General features: G+C 64.3%; 15 protein-coding genes and 1 pseudogene. 5 read left to right on the top strand and 11 right to left on the bottom strand.

The genetic code is table 11. The features are described from left to right. Positions 1-2: 2 nt before the first annotated feature. The 7 genes from ACFFJK_RS21205 to ACFFJK_RS21175 form a co-directional block, all read right to left on the bottom strand. A complete protein-coding gene (locus ACFFJK_RS21205; protein ID WP_379681659.1) occupies positions 3-608 on the bottom strand; it encodes an MEDS domain-containing protein in 606 nt (201 codons plus the stop codon). A gap of 322 nt (positions 609-930) precedes the next feature. After that, positions 931-1089 carry a hypothetical protein gene (locus ACFFJK_RS21200; protein WP_379681658.1) on the bottom strand — a complete coding sequence of 53 codons (159 nt, stop codon included), beginning with the start codon at positions 1087-1089 and terminating at the stop codon, positions 931-933. Positions 1090-1188: 99 nt separating this feature from the next. Beyond that, positions 1189-1506: a putative signal transducing protein gene (locus ACFFJK_RS21195; protein ID WP_379681657.1), complete on the bottom strand. Its 318-nt coding sequence runs from the start codon at positions 1504-1506 to the stop codon at positions 1189-1191. A gap of 34 nt (positions 1507-1540) precedes the next feature. Further along, positions 1541-2809 carry a DUF445 domain-containing protein gene (locus tag ACFFJK_RS21190; protein WP_379681656.1) on the bottom strand — a complete coding sequence of 423 codons (1269 nt, stop codon included), beginning with the start codon at positions 2807-2809 and terminating at the stop codon, positions 1541-1543. Positions 2810-2857: 48 nt separating this feature from the next. Further along, a complete protein-coding gene (locus ACFFJK_RS21185; RefSeq protein ID WP_379681655.1) occupies positions 2858-4009 on the bottom strand; it encodes a CaiB/BaiF CoA transferase family protein in 1152 nt (383 codons plus the stop codon). A gap of 21 nt (positions 4010-4030) precedes the next feature. Continuing rightward, positions 4031-5176 carry an acyl-CoA dehydrogenase family protein gene (locus ACFFJK_RS21180; protein ID WP_379681654.1) on the bottom strand — a complete coding sequence of 382 codons (1146 nt, stop codon included), beginning with the start codon at positions 5174-5176 and terminating at the stop codon, positions 4031-4033. Positions 5177-5187: 11 nt separating this feature from the next. Further along, entirely contained in the window at positions 5188-6372 is a 1185-nt protein-coding gene (locus ACFFJK_RS21175; RefSeq protein WP_379681653.1) for a lipid-transfer protein, read from the bottom strand. A gap of 96 nt (positions 6373-6468) precedes the next feature. Between ACFFJK_RS21175 and ACFFJK_RS21170 the strand changes: the two genes are divergently transcribed. Both ACFFJK_RS21170 and ACFFJK_RS21165 read left to right on the top strand, forming a co-directional pair. After that, positions 6469-7125, top strand: coding sequence for a TetR/AcrR family transcriptional regulator (locus tag ACFFJK_RS21170; RefSeq protein ID WP_379681652.1), 657 nt, complete (start codon positions 6469-6471; stop codon positions 7123-7125). A gap of 101 nt (positions 7126-7226) precedes the next feature. Beyond that, positions 7227-8924: a cation:proton antiporter domain-containing protein gene (locus ACFFJK_RS21165; protein WP_379681651.1), complete on the top strand. Its 1698-nt coding sequence runs from the start codon at positions 7227-7229 to the stop codon at positions 8922-8924. Between the two features lie 106 nt (positions 8925-9030). Here the strand turns inward: ACFFJK_RS21165 and ACFFJK_RS21160 are convergent, their stop codons facing one another. Further along, positions 9031-10986 carry an AAA family ATPase gene (locus ACFFJK_RS21160; protein ID WP_379681650.1) on the bottom strand — a complete coding sequence of 652 codons (1956 nt, stop codon included), beginning with the start codon at positions 10984-10986 and terminating at the stop codon, positions 9031-9033. A 587-nt stretch (positions 10987-11573) separates the two neighbouring features. On the opposite strand from ACFFJK_RS21160, the gene ACFFJK_RS21155 reads away from it, so the two are divergent. Then, positions 11574-11843, top strand: coding sequence for a hypothetical protein (locus tag ACFFJK_RS21155; RefSeq protein WP_379681649.1), 270 nt, complete (start codon positions 11574-11576; stop codon positions 11841-11843). A 225-nt stretch (positions 11844-12068) separates the two neighbouring features. On the opposite strand, the gene ACFFJK_RS22950 is transcribed toward ACFFJK_RS21155, so the two are convergent. Beyond that, the gene (locus tag ACFFJK_RS22950) at positions 12069-12368 is read right to left on the bottom strand and encodes a glutathione binding-like protein (protein ID WP_446686062.1); all 300 of its coding nucleotides are present in this window, start codon (positions 12366-12368) and stop codon (positions 12069-12071) included. A 124-nt stretch (positions 12369-12492) separates the two neighbouring features. Further along, positions 12493-12669 (bottom strand): annotated as a pseudogene (locus tag ACFFJK_RS22945) (glutathione transferase GstA); the annotation flags it as partial. A 154-nt stretch (positions 12670-12823) separates the two neighbouring features. Here ACFFJK_RS22945 and ACFFJK_RS21145 point away from each other — a divergent pair. Together ACFFJK_RS21145 and ACFFJK_RS21140 are read left to right on the top strand one after the other, a co-directional pair. Beyond that, on the top strand, positions 12824-13153 hold the full coding sequence (locus tag ACFFJK_RS21145; protein WP_379681648.1) for a hypothetical protein: 330 nt from the start codon (positions 12824-12826) through the stop codon (positions 13151-13153). Continuing rightward, positions 13150-13992: an HDOD domain-containing protein gene (locus tag ACFFJK_RS21140; RefSeq protein WP_379681647.1), complete on the top strand. Its 843-nt coding sequence runs from the start codon at positions 13150-13152 to the stop codon at positions 13990-13992. The genes ACFFJK_RS21145 and ACFFJK_RS21140 overlap by 4 nt, the downstream gene beginning before the upstream one ends. Before the next feature lie 158 nt (positions 13993-14150). Here the strand turns inward: ACFFJK_RS21140 and ACFFJK_RS21135 are convergent, their stop codons facing one another. Further along, positions 14151-14558 carry a hypothetical protein gene (locus tag ACFFJK_RS21135; protein WP_379681646.1) on the bottom strand — a complete coding sequence of 136 codons (408 nt, stop codon included), beginning with the start codon at positions 14556-14558 and terminating at the stop codon, positions 14151-14153. Positions 14559-14787 lie beyond the last annotated feature (229 nt).

Below are 14787 nucleotides of genomic sequence, written 5' to 3'. Positions count from 1 at the left end.
GTTCAGGCAGGCTGGGCAGCGCACGCCAGGTCGCGGCGCTCGAGCTCGGCGAGCATGGCCGATGCCGGGATATAGAACGGGTTTTCCTGCACCACGCCGTTGACCAGGGTGAGCGGATGGGTACGCAGCAAATCCATCATCATGGCGCCGGACAGCTTGGCGGTATCGTAGACGCAGATGGCAGGCTGGCGGTGATGCGACAGGACCTCGTTGACCTCGGCTTCATAGGCAAGCAGCTCGCGCTCGAGACCGGTGTTTGCGACCGTCCAGTCCATGTTGCCCATGATGCGCACGCGCGCATAACCGGCCTCGGCGGCCTCGCGGCACACCTGCTGCAGCGTTGCCAGCATGCGTTCGCGATCGAAGCGCATCTCGCTGTCCAGGTAAGCCCCGTACCACGATGCCAGTTCCAGCTGGCCGCAAGACTCGCAGGCATGCACATCGATACCGCTTTCGGACAGGCGGGCGCGGTGGTCGTCCATCATGTCCGGATTGACGATATGCAGCACTTTTTCGTTCTGCTCCAACCCTTCACGGAAGAAAGGGGCCAGGACATCGTATTCCTGCTCACGGCTGTCGAAAAATGCGCAGAGATGGAAATGTTCCATTTCCGTACCGGCCAACGATAACTGTTTCATAAGCGAGCCTACAAAAGGTGAGAGCGACAGGGACCGGACGCATGGCGACGTATCGGCCCAGGAAAGAAGTGCAAAGCAACAATTATTCAGCCCTGCTACGCGGTTGTTGCTATGCCGCAATTACTAAGCAGCGATCGCTCCTGGTGTTATTGCGTTGCTGCGAATAATCACGCATTTTACCGCGTCCATTCGCCAATGCCTTCCCGTCGGGCGGAATATGCCTTGAGCAGGTTCGAATACAACAATGGCCGGCTTCTCGCGAAACCGGCCATTGTTCGTGCTGCAAAGCGCCTCAGTGCTTCTTGCCGCCACCCGAGATCTTGTTCTCGGTGGCCCAGGCGCGCCGCTCGGCTTCCTTCTTCGGCACGCCCTTCTTCTCGTAGCCTTCCTCGATGTGCTTGACCTGGCGCTTCTGCTTGTCCGTGTAGGACGATTTATCACCTTGGGGCATGAGGGTTCTCCTTACGATGGTGGGATGGTCCACAATTGTCAGGCTACGCTCCTGTTCGCAACTTAAACGTTCGCCATCTCACGCAAGGAGGCGTTCTACTCAGCCGTCCACCGGCACATTCTCGTCCAGCGCATAGTCGCCGCGCGCCAGTCCCTCGAGCACGGAGCCGGCCTGCTGCAGGTAGTCGGAGGGCACCAGGATGCGCACGCCGCCCAGCGCGGGCGCCAGCAGCAGGTCGGTCTGCATCAGGTGGGCGTCTGCCAGCACGGCCGGGACGCCGGCGGCAACCAGGCAGCCCTGGGCCAGCGTGGCTTCCATCGGGATCAGGTACTTGGCGATGACGAACAGGTCGCGCCCCGGGATCTGCACCACTTCCGGGTTCGCGGCCAGCCAGGCGTTCAGTGCGAGTTGTTGCATGCTGCCCTCCTTGGGATTGCGTCCATCTTACCGCTCAGCCGAACAACTGCGGCGCATGCGACAGCAGGTACAGCGTCACGCCGATCAGGCCACCGACGATGGTGCCGTTGATGCGAATGTACTGCAAGTCCTTGCCGATGTTGAGTTCGATCTGCGCCGACATCTCGCGATCGTCCCACTGCTTGACGGTATCGGCGATGTGCCGCGTCAGGAAACCGGCGAATTCGGGCGCCACGCCGCGCGCGGCCGACTCCAGGTTTTCGCTCAGCGAGGCGCGCAGCTGCGGGTCTTCGGCCAGCACCTTGCCGACCCAGGCGCCGGTGGCCACCAGGCGCTGGCGCAGGCTCGAGTCCTCGCTGTGCAGGTCTTTCTTGAGCCAGGTTTTCAGTTCGCCCCACAGCGAGCCGAGGTAGCCGTTGAGGGTTTCGTCGCCCAGCAGGTAGGCCTTGATCTCGTCTGCCCTGGCGGCAAACGACGGGTCGGCCTTGAGGCGCTCGATGAATTCCTGCGTAAAGGTATCGAAGCGCTGGCGCAGCGGGTGTTTCGGGTCGGCCGCCACCTTGTTCAGGATGCCGGAGGCGAGCCGCACTGCCAGGCCCGCGCCCTTGCGCCCGATGAGCTCCGACGGCAGCATGCTTTCGATGAAGGCGTAGTCCTCCTTGAGCCAGTCGACGATGCCTTGCGAGATGGTGGCCTGGGTGTCAGCGTTGTCGAGCAGGCGCGCGAGCTGGGTGATGCCTTCGTCGAGCAGTTCCTGGTGGCGACCGTCGCGCGTCAGGCTTTCCAGGATGGTGCCGGCCGATTTCGACAGGTCGACGCTGTTCACCATCGCGTGCACGGCGCGCCGGATGAAGCCCTGCACCGCCTTGTCCTCGATGAAGTCGAGCATCCAGATGCCGACCCGCACCAGGTGCTGTCCCAGCAGCTCGGTGTTGGCCGGCTTGACCAGCCACTCGGCCACCTTCTGCACCGGATCGTGGCGCCGGATCAGGGCGACGATGGAATCGGTGTCGAGGAATTTTTCGCGCACGAACTGCGCCAGGTTGTCGGCGATGCGCTCCTTGTTCTTCGGGATGATCTCGGTGTGACGCGAGACGATCGGGATCGGCACGCGCTTGAACAGGGCGACCACGGCGAACCAGTCGGCCAGGGCGCCGACCATCGCCGCTTCGGAAAAAGCACGCAGCAGGCCGGTCCACCAGGTCTGCGGCAGGAACAGGGTGAGCACGAACAGCGAGGCCGCGCCCGCGAAGAACGCGAGCGCGAGCAGTTTCGACTGGCGCAGTTCGGCTTCTTTGGTCATAGGCTCCGAAGGTCGTAGGGTGGACGGCTACGCCGGCCACCTGCAATGCTATATGACTTCGCTGGCCTTCAGCGCTTCGATTGCCTCGTCCGTAAAGCCCCAGTCGGCCAGGATGGCCTCGTTGTCCGCGCCGGGGCTGGACGGCGCCGCCGGGGTGGGCGGGGCCGTGCGGCTGAAGCGGGGAGCCGGCGCCGGCTGGGTGACGCCGTCGATCTCCACGAAGGTGCGGCGCGCCGCATTGTGCGGATGGCGTGGCGCTTCGGCCATATCGAGCACGGGGGCGAAGCACACCTCGCTGCCTTCGAGCAGCCGGCACCACTCGTCGCGCGTCCTGGTGGCGAACAGGGCGGCGAAGCGCTCCTTCAGTTCGGGCCAGTGCGCCTTGTTCCAGCGTTTCGTGAACAACGGGTCATGCAGGCCGGTGCGCGACAGCAGCGTGGCGAAGAACTGCGGCTCGATGGCGCCGACCGAGATGAATTTTCCATCCAGGCAGGCATAGGTATCGTAGAACGGGGCGCCGCCGTCGAGCAGGTTGGCTTCGCGCTGGCCGCTCCAGGCGCCGAAACCGCGCAGGCCGTACATCATGGCGCCGAGCAGCGCAGCGCCATCGAGCATGGCGGCATCGACCACCTGCCCCTTGCCCGACTTGCGTGCTTCCAGCACCGCGCAGGCCACGCCGAAGGCCAGCATCATGCCGCCGCCGCCGAAGTCGCCCACCAGGTTCAGCGGCGGGGGCGGCGGGCTGTCCGCGCGCCCGGTCGCATGCAGCATGCCCGACAGCGCGACATAGTTGATGTCGTGCCCGGCTGCCTGCGCCAGCGGCCCGTCCTGGCCCCAGCCGGTGACGCGGCCGTACACGAGCTTCGGGTTGCGCTCCAGGCAGCAGTCCGGGCCGAGCCCGAGGCGCTCCATCACGCCGGGGCGGAAGCCCTCCAGCAGCACGTCGGCGCGCTCCACCAGGCGCATCGCGGCCTGGCGCCCTGCCGGTTTCTTCAGGTCGAGCGCCAGCGAGCGCCGCCCGCGCGCCATGACGTCGTAGCGCGTGCCCAGCACCGGATAGGGATTGTCCTCGCCGCTTTTCGCCTTGCGGTCGATGCGGATCACTTCCGCGCCCATGTCCGCCAGCATCATCGCGGCGAACGGGCACGGGCCGATGCCGACCATCTCGACGACCCGTAGTCCTGCCAATGGTCCTGTCATCTGTTCCTCCCAGCCGGTTGATTACAGCGAGCGTGCGATGATTTCCTTCATGATCTCGTTGGCGCCGCCGTAGATGCGCTGCACGCGTGCGTCCACGTACATCTGGGCGATCGGGTATTCCAACATGTAGCCGTAGCCGCCGAACAGCTGCACGCACTGGTCCACCACCTTGCACTGCAGGTCCGAGATCCAGTACTTGGCCATCGAGGCGCGCACGGTGTCCATGCGCCCGGCGAGCATGTCCTCGATGCAGCGGTCGATGAAGATGCGCGCCACCGTCGCTTCGGTCTTGATCTCGGCCAGTACGAAGCGGGTGTTCTGCATCTCGATCAGCGCCTGCCCGAATGCCTTGCGCTCGCGCGTGTGCGCGACGGTGAGCTGCAGGGCGCGCTCGATGGCGGCCACGCCGCACACGCCCAGGATGGTTCGTTCGTAGGGCAGCTCGGTCATGAGCTGCGCGAATCCCCTGCCCTCTTCGCCCCCAAGCACGTTGGCCAGCGGGACGTGGGCGTCGTCGAAGAACAGCTCGCAGGTGTCCTGCCCCTTCTGCCCCACCTTGTCCAGGATGCGGCCCACGCGAAAGCCCGGGTTGTCTTTTGTTTCCAGCAGCAGGAGCGACACGCCCCTGGCGCCCGCGGCCGGGTCGGTCTTGGCCACCACCAGGATCAGGTCGGCCAGGTAGCCGTTCGAGATGAAGGTCTTGGAACCGCTGACGCGGTAGCCGTCGGGGCCGCGCACGGCGCGGGTAGCAATGCCCTTGAGGTCCGAGCCGGCGCCCGGCTCGCTCATCGCGATCGCCGCGATCATCTCGCCGCTGGCAAGGCGCGGGAGATAACGGCGCTTCTGCTCCTCGGTGCCCTGGTTCAGCAGATAGTGCGCGACGATGGCGTGGACGTGGATGCCGAAGGCGGTGTCGCCGGCATACGAGAGCTCCTCGAACACCACGGCCATGTGGGCGAAGCTGCCGCCCGCGCCGCCGTATTCCTCGGGGATGTCGGCCAGCAGCAGGCCCATCCCGCCGGCCTGGCGCCATACCTCGCGGTCGACATGCCGCTGCGCGCGCCAGGCATCCTGGCGCGGCGTGACCTCGCCGGCCACGAAGCGGCGCACCGCGTCGCGGAACGCCGCCAGTTCCTCGTTCATCCACGGAGACGTCGTGACATCCATGCTCGCCTCCTTCAGTCGTTGCGGTACATGGTGACGACGCAGGCGCCGCCCAGGCCCAGGTTGTGCTGCAGCGCCACGCGCGCACCCGCGACCTGGCGTGCCTCGGCCGTGCCGCGCAGCTGGTGGGTCAGCTCGTAGCATTGCGCCAGGCCGGTCGCGCCGAGCGGGTGGCCCTTGGAGAGCAGGCCGCCGGACGGGTTGGTGACCACGCGTCCGCCGTAGGTGTTGTCGCCTTCGACGATGAACTTGTCGGCGCCGCCTTCCGGGCACAGGCCCAGCGCTTCGTAGGTGATCAGCTCGTTGTGGGCGAAGCAGTCGTGCAGCTCGACCACGTCGAGGTCTTCCGGGCCGAGGCCGGACTGCTCGTATACCTTGTTCGCGGCGGCGCGGCTCATGTCGTAGCCGACCAGGCGCATCATGTCGCCGGCATCGAAGGTGTCGGGACGGTCGGTCGTCATCGCCTGCGCGGCGATGTGGACATCCATGCGCAGGCCATGGCGTTTGGCGAAGTCTTCCGACACCAGCAGGGCCGCAGCGGCGCCGCAGGTGGGCGGGCAGGCCATCAGGCGCGTCATCACGCCTGGCCAGATGGCCGGCGCATCGAGCACGTCCTGGGCACTGACTTCCTTGCGCAGCAGCGCCAGCGGGTTGTTGGCGGCGTGGCGGCTGGCCTTGGCGCGGATGCGGGCAAAGGCCTCCAAAGGCGTGCCGTATTTGTCCATGTGCGCCAGGCCGGCGCCGCCGAAGTAGCGCAGCGCCAGCGGAATCTCGGGCTTGCCCACCAGGTGGTCGGTCACCGCGTCGAACGCGTCGAAAGGCGTCGGGCGGTCGGTGAAGACCGAACCGAGCGCGCCGGGGCTCATCTGTTCGAAGCCGAGCACCAGCACGCACTCGGCCGCGCCGCTGGCGATGGCCTGGCGTCCCAGGAACAAGGCGGTGGAGCCGGTGGAGCAGTTGTTGTTGACGTTGACGATGGGGATGCCGGTCATGCCGACCGCGTACAGCGCCTTCTGGCCGCTGGTGGAGTCGCCGTAGACGTAGCCGGCATAGGCCTGCTCCACCGACTCGTACGCGATGCCGGCGTCCTGCAGCGCGGCGCGCGCGGCCTGCGCCCCCATCTCGTGGTAAGGGCTGCTCGCGCCCGGTTTGGCGAAGGGAATCATCCCGACGCCGCTCACATATACTTTGCGGCTCATACCTGTCTCCTGTGTTCGATTAGGTCGCGCGACCTACTATCGGTCGATTATAGGTCACCCGTACTATGTTTTGTATGCCTCTGCGATAATCGTGTCATGACGCGCATTTCCGACAACTCCCTCGACCAATCGCTGCGCGCACTGCGCAACAAGACCTCGACCACCACCGAGAAAGGACGCGGCCGCGCGCACGATATCCTGCAGGTTGCGCGCCGCCTGCTGGCCTCCGAGGGATATGCCGGCCTGTCGATGCGGCGCGTGGCCGGCGCGGCCGGCATGAGCCTGTCGAACCTCCAGCATTACTACGGCAGCAAGGAACAACTGCTCGAAGCACTGCTGCTCACCACCATGGACGCGTTCCAGGCCAAGATGGACGGCATTGCGGTGGCGATGGCGGGACGGCCGCAGGTGGAGCGCTTCCTGACCACGGTCGACATGTTCCTCGACGAGATCACCGAGCCGACCATGCATGCGCTGTTCTTCGAGATCTGGGCGCTGGCCTCGCGCCATCCGTTCGCATCGAGCCTGATGGGCAAGATGATGGGGCGCGAGCGCAAGGCCGTCCACGGACTGATCCACGGCCTGAACCCGGCCCTCGACGAGGACGCGACCATGGAGCGCGCGGTCCTGATCGTGGCGCAGATCCAGGGCCTGATGCTGTTTCGCCTGGACCGGCATGCGCGTCCCGCGCAATACGACGCGGTGCGGGCATCCCTGCACAAAGTTCTGTTATCGCTCGCGACCGCACCGTGAATTGCACGTAATTCTCAACAAATCGGCAATAAAAATGCCGATAGGACAGCATCCGTCGCTTATACTCGCGGGGTTAACAACCTGCCACGGAGGCCGCACGGATGCACCATGAACTCAGTTTGATCACCACGATTGCCGCCGCACTGGGCCTCGGCCTCTTGTTCGGCATGCTCGCCATTCGCCTGAAACTGCCCGCACTGGTCGGCTACCTGGCCGCCGGCGTGTGCATCGGCCCGGCCACGCCGGGCTTCGTCGCGGACGTAGCGCTGGCTTCGCAATTGGCGGAAATCGGGGTGATGCTGCTGATGTTCGGCGTGGGCCTGCACTTTTCGCTGGGCGACCTGCTCGACGTGAAGAAGATCGCCCTGCCCGGCGCGCTGCTGCAGATTACGGTCGCGACCGTGATGGGGATGGGCCTGGCCCACTGGTGGGGCTGGGGCCTGGGTGCGGGGCTGGTGTTCGGCCTGGCGCTGTCGGTTGCCAGCACGGTGGTGCTGCTGCGGGCGCTGGAAGCGCGTGGGGTGCTCGATTCCATGAACGGCCGCATCGCGGTGGGCTGGCTGGTGGTGGAAGACCTGGTGATGGTGCTGGTGCTGGTGATGCTGCCCGCGCTGGCGGGGCCGCTGGGCGGCAAGGGCGATGCCGGCACCGAATTGTGGCCGGCGCTGGGCAAGACCCTGCTGCAGGTCGGCGCGTTCATCGCCTTCATGCTGATCGTGGGCCGCAAGATTTTCCCGTGGTTCCTGTGGCGCGTGGCCAAGACCAACTCGCGTGAATTGTTCACCCTGTCCGTCATCGCGGCGGCGGTCGGCATCGCCTACGGCTCATCGGCCCTGTTCGGCGTCTCCTTCGCGCTGGGTGCCTTCTTTGCCGGCATGGTGCTGCGCGAGTCGGAGCTGAGCCACCGCGCGGCCGAGGAATCGCTGCCGCTGCGCGATGCGTTCTCGGTGCTGTTCTTCGTGTCGGTGGGCATGCTGTTCGACCCGATGGTGCTGGTCGAGTACCCGCTGCAGGTGCTTGCCGTGGTGGCGATCATCCTGTTCGGCAAATCGGCCGCGGCCTTTGCGCTGGTGCTGGCGCTGCGCTACCCGATCAACACCGCCATCACCGTCTCGGCCAGCCTGGCGCAGATCGGTGAGTTCTCGTTCATCCTGGTCGCGCTGGGCATGCAGCTCGAGCTGCTGCCGGCACTGGGCCAGAACCTGATCCTGGCCGGCGCCATCATCTCGATCGCGGTCAATCCGCTGATGTTCACCCTGGGCACGCCACTGGAAAAATGGCTGCGCTCCAGGCCGGACCTGGCGCGCAGGCTGGAACGCCCGGCCGACCCGCTGGCAGAACTGCCGATGGAGACCGCGCGCGAGAAGCTGAGCGGACAGGTGGTGCTGGTCGGCTTCGGCCGCGTCGGCCGCCGCATCGCCGACGACCTGGTGGCGCGCGGGGTGCATTTCGTGGTGGCGGAACAGAACCGCGAGATCGTCGAGCAGCTGCGCGCACGCGGCATCCCGGCGGTGGCCGGCGACGCGGCCGAGCCGGCGGTGCTGATCCAGGCCCACATCACGCATGCGGCCTTGCTCGTCATCGCCACGGCGGACACGTTCCATGTGCGGCGCATGGTGGAGATCGCCCGCATGCTCAACCCGTCGATCGAGGCGGTGGTGCGCACGCACAACGAGAGCGAGGCGGCGCTGCTGCGCGAGGATACCGGCGGCAAGGTGTTCGTCGGCGAGCAGGAGCTGGCTGCCAGCATGTCGCGCCATGTGCTGGAAACGCTCGCGGAGCGGGTGCCGGCGCATTGAGAGGCCCGCGTCACCATTGTTCCGCCCCTTCCCTGCCCGCTTCCATAAAAAAACCCGCCGGCTTGCGCACGGCGGGTTCAGGAACAGCAAGGAAAATCGGTAATCGTCAAGCGGCAACCTCTTCCACGCACAGCTTGAGGTTGGCGTGTCGCCCGTGCAGCTGCGAGTGGATCAGTTCGCTGCGCTCTTCGAGCAGCGCGAACACCGCATCCTTCGACAGCACGTACTCTTCCATCAGCGTGTCCTTGAGCGACTCGATCACCAGCTTGTAGTCGCGGATCGCGTTCAGGGTATAGCTGTACAGCTCGTCCGCCTTCTCTTCCACCAGGCGCAGCGTGTGCTCGCCGCCGACTTCCTTCGACAGCTGGCTGTAGTCGAGCTTCGAGCGCGAGTACATCGACAGGCGGCTGACCATCAGGTTGAGCATCCTGGTGATCTTCTCGATGTCGTTCTGGCTGCCCACCGAGATGCCGCGCGGGCCGTAGAACAGCTCTTCCGCCGCCACGCCGCCGTACAGGCCGACCACGTCGCGCTCCAGCTCTTCGAGCGTGCGCAGCGACATGTCTTCGCCCGACTGCAGCACATAGCCGAGCGCGCCGATCTTCGACACCGCTTCGGTGCTGATCTTCAGCAGGTGCGACTTTTCCTTCACCTCGGCCAGGCTCATGCCGGCGCGCAGGTAGGGGTCGATCTGCATGAAGAAGTGACCCAGCTCGTGCAGGGCGATGCGCTCGCGCTGCTTGGTTTTTTCGGCCGTGGTCGCGCGGTCGGTCAGACCGATGGTGGCGCGCTCGTAGGCACGGAACAGCAGGTTGGTGTTGATGATCGTCTTTTCCTGGATCGACAGCATGCTGGCGCGCTCGACCACGGTCTCCAGCAGCGCCGGGCTCAGGTTCTGGGTGATTTCCGCCACCTGGTCCAGGTTGGTGTCGTTCCAGTCCACCAGGCCCTCCTTCTTGCGCGCCAGGAAACTGCGCAGCAGTTCCCTGCGCTCCTGCTTGTTCGGCAGGCGGAAGTTGATCTTCACCGAGAAGCGGCGCAGCATCGCTTCGTCCATGTCGGTCGACGAGTCGTCGAAGTTCGACGCGACCACCCAGATCACGCCCTGGCCCTTGTCGCTCTTCACGCCGTCCAGCAGGCCCAGCAGGGTGTTGGCGGTGTCGTCTTCCCACTTCTTTTCGCTGCGGCCGCGCGGCATGAACAGGGCCTGGGCTTCATCCAGGAAGATGATGCACTTGCCTTTGGCGCAGGCCTTCTTGTACAGCGCGTTGAGCGTCTTCGAACCGCCGCCCACGTAGCCCGATTCCAGCGCCGAGCCCGAGGCCGAGATCAGCGGCATGTTCAGGCGCTTGGCCAGGTAGCCGACCAGCTTGGTCTTGCCGGTACCGGCCGGGCCGGTCAGCATCACGTTGAACGGCTTGTCGATATTGTGCGACTGGTATTCGTCGCGGTTGCGGAGCATGTCTTCCAGGTGCAGCACTTCCTGCTTGATGTCGTCCATGCCGATCAGGTCGTCCATGCTGCCCTTGAGCTTGTCCGGGGTGATGACTGCGGCGCTCGCGCCCATGGTCGGCAGGCCGAACTTGATCAGGTACAGGATCAGCAGCACCACGGCGATGTTCAGGCCGTGCTGCTTGAAGAAGGTGCCGGTCTTGGCCAGCATGGTCTCGCCTTCGTCCATCACGGCCTTGTGGCTGGCCAGGAAGTCTTCCTTGGCGATCGAATACGGGATCGCGTTCTTGAGCAGCACTTCACGCTCGAGCGACAGGTGCGAGGTGCTCGGCACCTTGACCACGTGCAGCGCCGGCGCATCCTTGAACTTGTAGACGTAGCGCGGCGACTCCGACAGCGGCTTGGCGATCAGGAGGTACTCGAGGCGGTTCTTTTGCGCAGCCAGTTCGGTGATCTCGGCAATATTTTGCGAATGCACGACCGGGCTCGTGTTTTGGGGCACATTCGATTTCCAGATTGCCACCGCTGCGATTACGCCGAGCAGCGCCGCAATGGCGATACGCACGTAAACGTTCTTGAAGGCAATTTGGAGTCGGGCGAATTTCGGCATCGTTTGATCTCTAGCAAAGTTTGGGTCGGACAGCGACAGGTACTTCCGGGGTGCCGTGCCGGCGTGGTCTCGCGGGATCGGCTGCGGCGCATGATGGCCGCCAAGGTTCCAAACGTGTTCGTTTGGTATTGTTTTGATGCCCGAAGGCAATGGGGATATGGAGACTATACCCGCAAAAAAAACCGAGGTGTATACCGTGCGTCGAAAAAAATCTCGAACACAACGATAGTAGAAAAGAATATAACGGAATTGCTTGTCAGCCTGACAGCAGAAATAATCAATTATTCAAATCCACCCCAAGTATTTGTATAATCGATAATTAAATACTGCCATTTAATTACAATAATGACAGCAATCCTTGAGGAAATTTTGCGACAGTCCCACCCGATTTGATTGATCGCAAAATGTGCTCATCTGTATGCATCCTGATGACTTCTTTCTGCAACTCATCAGTTCAATTGAGCGCAACCATTGAAACGGTTTTGGTATGCTGGCGATGTCGATCGACGCCCGACGCACCTTCTCTTATATGGGGTTTGGCGGGCTCTACACAAGTACCAGCAGGAGTAACAGCAAGAGGAACGGCTATGAAAAGATATGCATTGGCAGCAGCGCTGGCGATCTGCCTTGGTAGTCCGGCGCAGGCTGCTGTTATCGATCTCGCTTCAAACCAGCAGGCGGCGGTCCGTACCCAGCAGCCGGTACGCAACCTGTCCGTCACCCAGCGCCAGGAAATCGTGACACCACCCAGCAACATGTCCGAGTTGCCCGAGCCGGAAGTGTTCGCCATGATGCTGTTGGGGCTGATCCTCATTGGCTACAAGGCAGGCCGCGACAGCAGCGAGAAGTTCAAGTAGTACCCGCATTGATCCCTGCGGCAGGCCCGCTGGCCTGCCCTGCCTGCGCCAGCCCCTTCCAGCCCGAATGTCAGGGCTCGCTGCACAATGCGTGCAGCTTCGAGAGCGTGCTCCAGTGTCGGGACGTCACCCCCTCACCGAGCTGCCCATCACCCAGCTGTTTTTCGAGCGCCGTCGCGGCGGCGCTATCCAGGATTCCTTCCGGACACCATACGTAGCGGCCGCTCAGGCCAGACCCTCGGCGCGCAGCGCTTCCTGCACCGCAGGAATGGCAGCAACGCGCGCCTGGTAAGCCTGCAGCGCCGGCCAGTCATCCAGGCCGAATTTCGCGAAACCGGCCCAGTTCAGTACGGTGAACAGGTAAGCGTCGGCGATCGTGAATCCGCTGCCCATCAGGAATTCGCCGCCTTCCAGCTTGCCCGCCAGGTAATGCAGCGGGCGCGCCAGCCCATGCGGCGTTGCGGCCTTCCTCGGTGCAGCCCGGGGTGAAGAGCGGCGTGAAGCGCTTGTGCAGTTCGGTGGCAATGTAGTTGAGCCATTCCATCACCTGGTAGCGTTCGAAGCTGCCCGGGGCCGGGGCCAGACCGGCTGCGGGAGCCTGGTCGGCGATGTATTGCAGCAGGACGGCCGCTTCGGTCAATACCTTGCCATTGTCCAGCTGCAGGGCCGGGACCGACCCCTTGTCGTTGATCTCGCGGAAGTCGCCGCCGCTGGCGATCGCCTTCGTCTTCAGGCTCACGCGCTCGACCGTGAACGGCAGGCCGGCAGCGATCAGGGCAATGTGTGGCGCAAGGGAGCAGGCGCCTGGGCTGACATAGAGTTTCATGGTTTCCTTTCGCAATCAAATGGGCGACCGTGTCGCAGCCTTACAAGCCTACAACATTTTTCTGGGGCTGCTGCGGGAACGCGACAGTTCTGCGTTGCCCGCTCCGCCACCGGCAGGCAAGGTGTAAGATCGAGCGGAATTGTTAGGAGGAAAAATGAGCGATCACTATGAATTGGTGCCGCTGGCGCACCTGTTCCCCGGCATGGTGCTTGCCGATGTGCTGCTCGACCAGCACGGCCAGGTCCTGCTGGCCGAAGGCGCCGTCCTGAGCGAAGCAACGATCCTGTCGATGGCGCGCCATGGCATCGGCGCGGCACCCATCGTGCGCGTTATGCCTGCGCCTGCGGCGGACCCGGCTGCGGTGCAGGCGCGGCTCGACCATCTCTTTCGCCGCAACGACCGCGACGACCACGACGTCTGGGCCACTGGCCTGCTGCGCCGCTATGTCGAGGATTACCGCCTGAAGAAGGAGCCTGCGGCATGAGCGGCCTGCCGATCGACGAACTCCTCGGCGGGGTCGACGACCTGCCCTCGCTGCCCGCCGTGGTGATGGAACTGCTGGGCAGTATCGAACAGGAAGACACCGACATCGCGGTGCTGGCCAGGAAGGTGTCCAGCGACCCGGCCCTGACGGCCAAGACGCTGCGCCTGGCCAACTCCTCCGCGTTCGGCCTGCAGGTGAAGGCCACCACCCTCCAGCAGGCGATGACCTATCTGGGCTTCCAGACCACGCGCAACCTGATCACGGCCGCAGCGCTCACCGGGTGCTTCCCGGCCGGCCGCTGCCCCGGCTTCAACGACAAGGCGTTCTGGCGCCACTCGATCGCGGCCGCCGCCTGCGCCCGGGTCCTGGCGCGGCCCTTGCGCTTCAATCCGGATGTCGCCTTCACGGCCGGCCTGCTGCACGACATTGGACGGCTGGTGCTGGTGGCGCGCTTCCCGGAGCGCTACCAGGCGGTACTGTCGCTGCGCGACAAGCGGGACTGCGAACTGATCGAAGCGGAGCGCGCCCTGCTCGGCGTGGACCATGTGGACGCCGGCGTGGCGCTGGCGGAACATTGGAATTTTTCCGACACCATGCGCCATGCGATCGCCTTCCACCATGCGCCGGAAGCGCCCGGTGCCGGCTTCCTGGCGACCATCGTGCATGTGGCAAGCGCGGTGGTGCACGCACTGGACCTGGCGGACAATCCGGACGAGCTGGTGCCCCGCGTATCGGCGGTGGCATGGACGGCGCTGGGAATGACGGAACAAGCCTGGCTGCAGGCGTTCCACGATACGGAGCTGCAGTACGAAGAGATGACGGCCATCCTGATGGCCTGAGGGCAAACCGAAAAGGTGAAAAGGCACGCCGCGCGAAACAACGACGCGGGAGCCGGAGAGCTGGGTCCAGACCGCCGGCGCGGCACTGCGCTCAGCGCGCGGTGCCGCAGCCCGCTGAAGCCGAAGGCATGACAGGCGCGGCTGTCATGCCCACGGCATCAGTGAGCATAATTGCCGGACGACGACTGGCCTTGTTCGGTGGTTTGCTGCTGCGGCTGTTGCTGCTGCTGTTGCTGGGCTGCCGCCGCGGCGGCGGCCTGGGCTGCCTTCTCTTCTGGCTTCGGGCGGCCCTGGGCATCCGACAGGCGGTACTTGGTGCGGCGGTCGCCCATCAGGTCGCGCAGGTCACGGATGCTCATCCCGGTCACTTCGTGCATACGGATCAGCAGCGAGGCGCCGACCGGCAGGCGGTGGTGGCGGATCTTGCTGATGACTGGCGGCGCAACTTCGAGCATGCGCGACAGCGCGGCGTCGTTCTTCAGCTGCATTTTGCCGAGCAGGATGTCCAGCAGATGGTTCGGGTTGTAGCTTTCTTGCGAAGACAAAGCATGGTGCTGTTGTGCCATGATATTTACCTCTTGAGTTTGGTTAAAATAGTTCCCTTACGAACTTTTGTTAAAGACTACATTTCATCAACATAAGTTCCCGGACTACTCTTAGGAAATTAAACAGGTCAAACCTGAAGAACTCCTTAAGAACGTACCGGTCGCATGCCCCGCGTTATCCCCCCGCATGCGCACTTGTCTTTCAAACAAATTATCAGGCTCATACGCCCCCAGTACATCCGAGCGGCGC

This window comes from Massilia consociata (assembly GCF_042432755.1).
Lineage (GTDB): Bacteria > Pseudomonadota > Gammaproteobacteria > Burkholderiales > Burkholderiaceae_D > Telluria > Telluria consociata.
The sequence above is the reverse complement of the archived record's forward strand: the minus strand, read 5'-3'. Positions and strand labels throughout refer to the sequence as shown.

What these genes read in the sequence shown, in the direction of transcription:
- ACFFJK_RS21205 (WP_379681659.1), bottom strand. Translation starts at nt 608, where the DNA reads ATGGAACATTTCCATCTCTGCGCATTTTTCGACAGCCGTGAGCAGGAA.
- ACFFJK_RS21200 (WP_379681658.1), bottom strand. Translation starts at nt 1,089, where the DNA reads ATGCCCCAAGGTGATAAATCGTCCTACACGGACAAGCAGAAGCGCCAG.
- ACFFJK_RS21195 (WP_379681657.1), bottom strand. Translation starts at nt 1,506, where the DNA reads ATGCAACAACTCGCACTGAACGCCTGGCTGGCCGCGAACCCGGAAGTG.
- ACFFJK_RS21190 (WP_379681656.1), bottom strand. Translation starts at nt 2,809, where the DNA reads ATGACCAAAGAAGCCGAACTGCGCCAGTCGAAACTGCTCGCGCTCGCG.
- ACFFJK_RS21185 (WP_379681655.1), bottom strand. Translation starts at nt 4,009, where the DNA reads ATGACAGGACCATTGGCAGGACTACGGGTCGTCGAGATGGTCGGCATC.
- ACFFJK_RS21180 (WP_379681654.1), bottom strand. Translation starts at nt 5,176, where the DNA reads ATGGATGTCACGACGTCTCCGTGGATGAACGAGGAACTGGCGGCGTTC.
- ACFFJK_RS21175 (WP_379681653.1), bottom strand. Translation starts at nt 6,372, where the DNA reads ATGAGCCGCAAAGTATATGTGAGCGGCGTCGGGATGATTCCCTTCGCC.
- ACFFJK_RS21170 (WP_379681652.1), top strand. Translation starts at nt 6,469, where the DNA reads ATGACGCGCATTTCCGACAACTCCCTCGACCAATCGCTGCGCGCACTG.
- ACFFJK_RS21165 (WP_379681651.1), top strand. Translation starts at nt 7,227, where the DNA reads ATGCACCATGAACTCAGTTTGATCACCACGATTGCCGCCGCACTGGGC.
- ACFFJK_RS21160 (WP_379681650.1), bottom strand. Translation starts at nt 10,986, where the DNA reads ATGCCGAAATTCGCCCGACTCCAAATTGCCTTCAAGAACGTTTACGTG.
- ACFFJK_RS21155 (WP_379681649.1), top strand. Translation starts at nt 11,574, where the DNA reads ATGAAAAGATATGCATTGGCAGCAGCGCTGGCGATCTGCCTTGGTAGT.
- ACFFJK_RS21145 (WP_379681648.1), top strand. Translation starts at nt 12,824, where the DNA reads ATGAGCGATCACTATGAATTGGTGCCGCTGGCGCACCTGTTCCCCGGC.
- ACFFJK_RS21140 (WP_379681647.1), top strand. Translation starts at nt 13,150, where the DNA reads ATGAGCGGCCTGCCGATCGACGAACTCCTCGGCGGGGTCGACGACCTG.
- ACFFJK_RS21135 (WP_379681646.1), bottom strand. Translation starts at nt 14,558, where the DNA reads ATGGCACAACAGCACCATGCTTTGTCTTCGCAAGAAAGCTACAACCCG.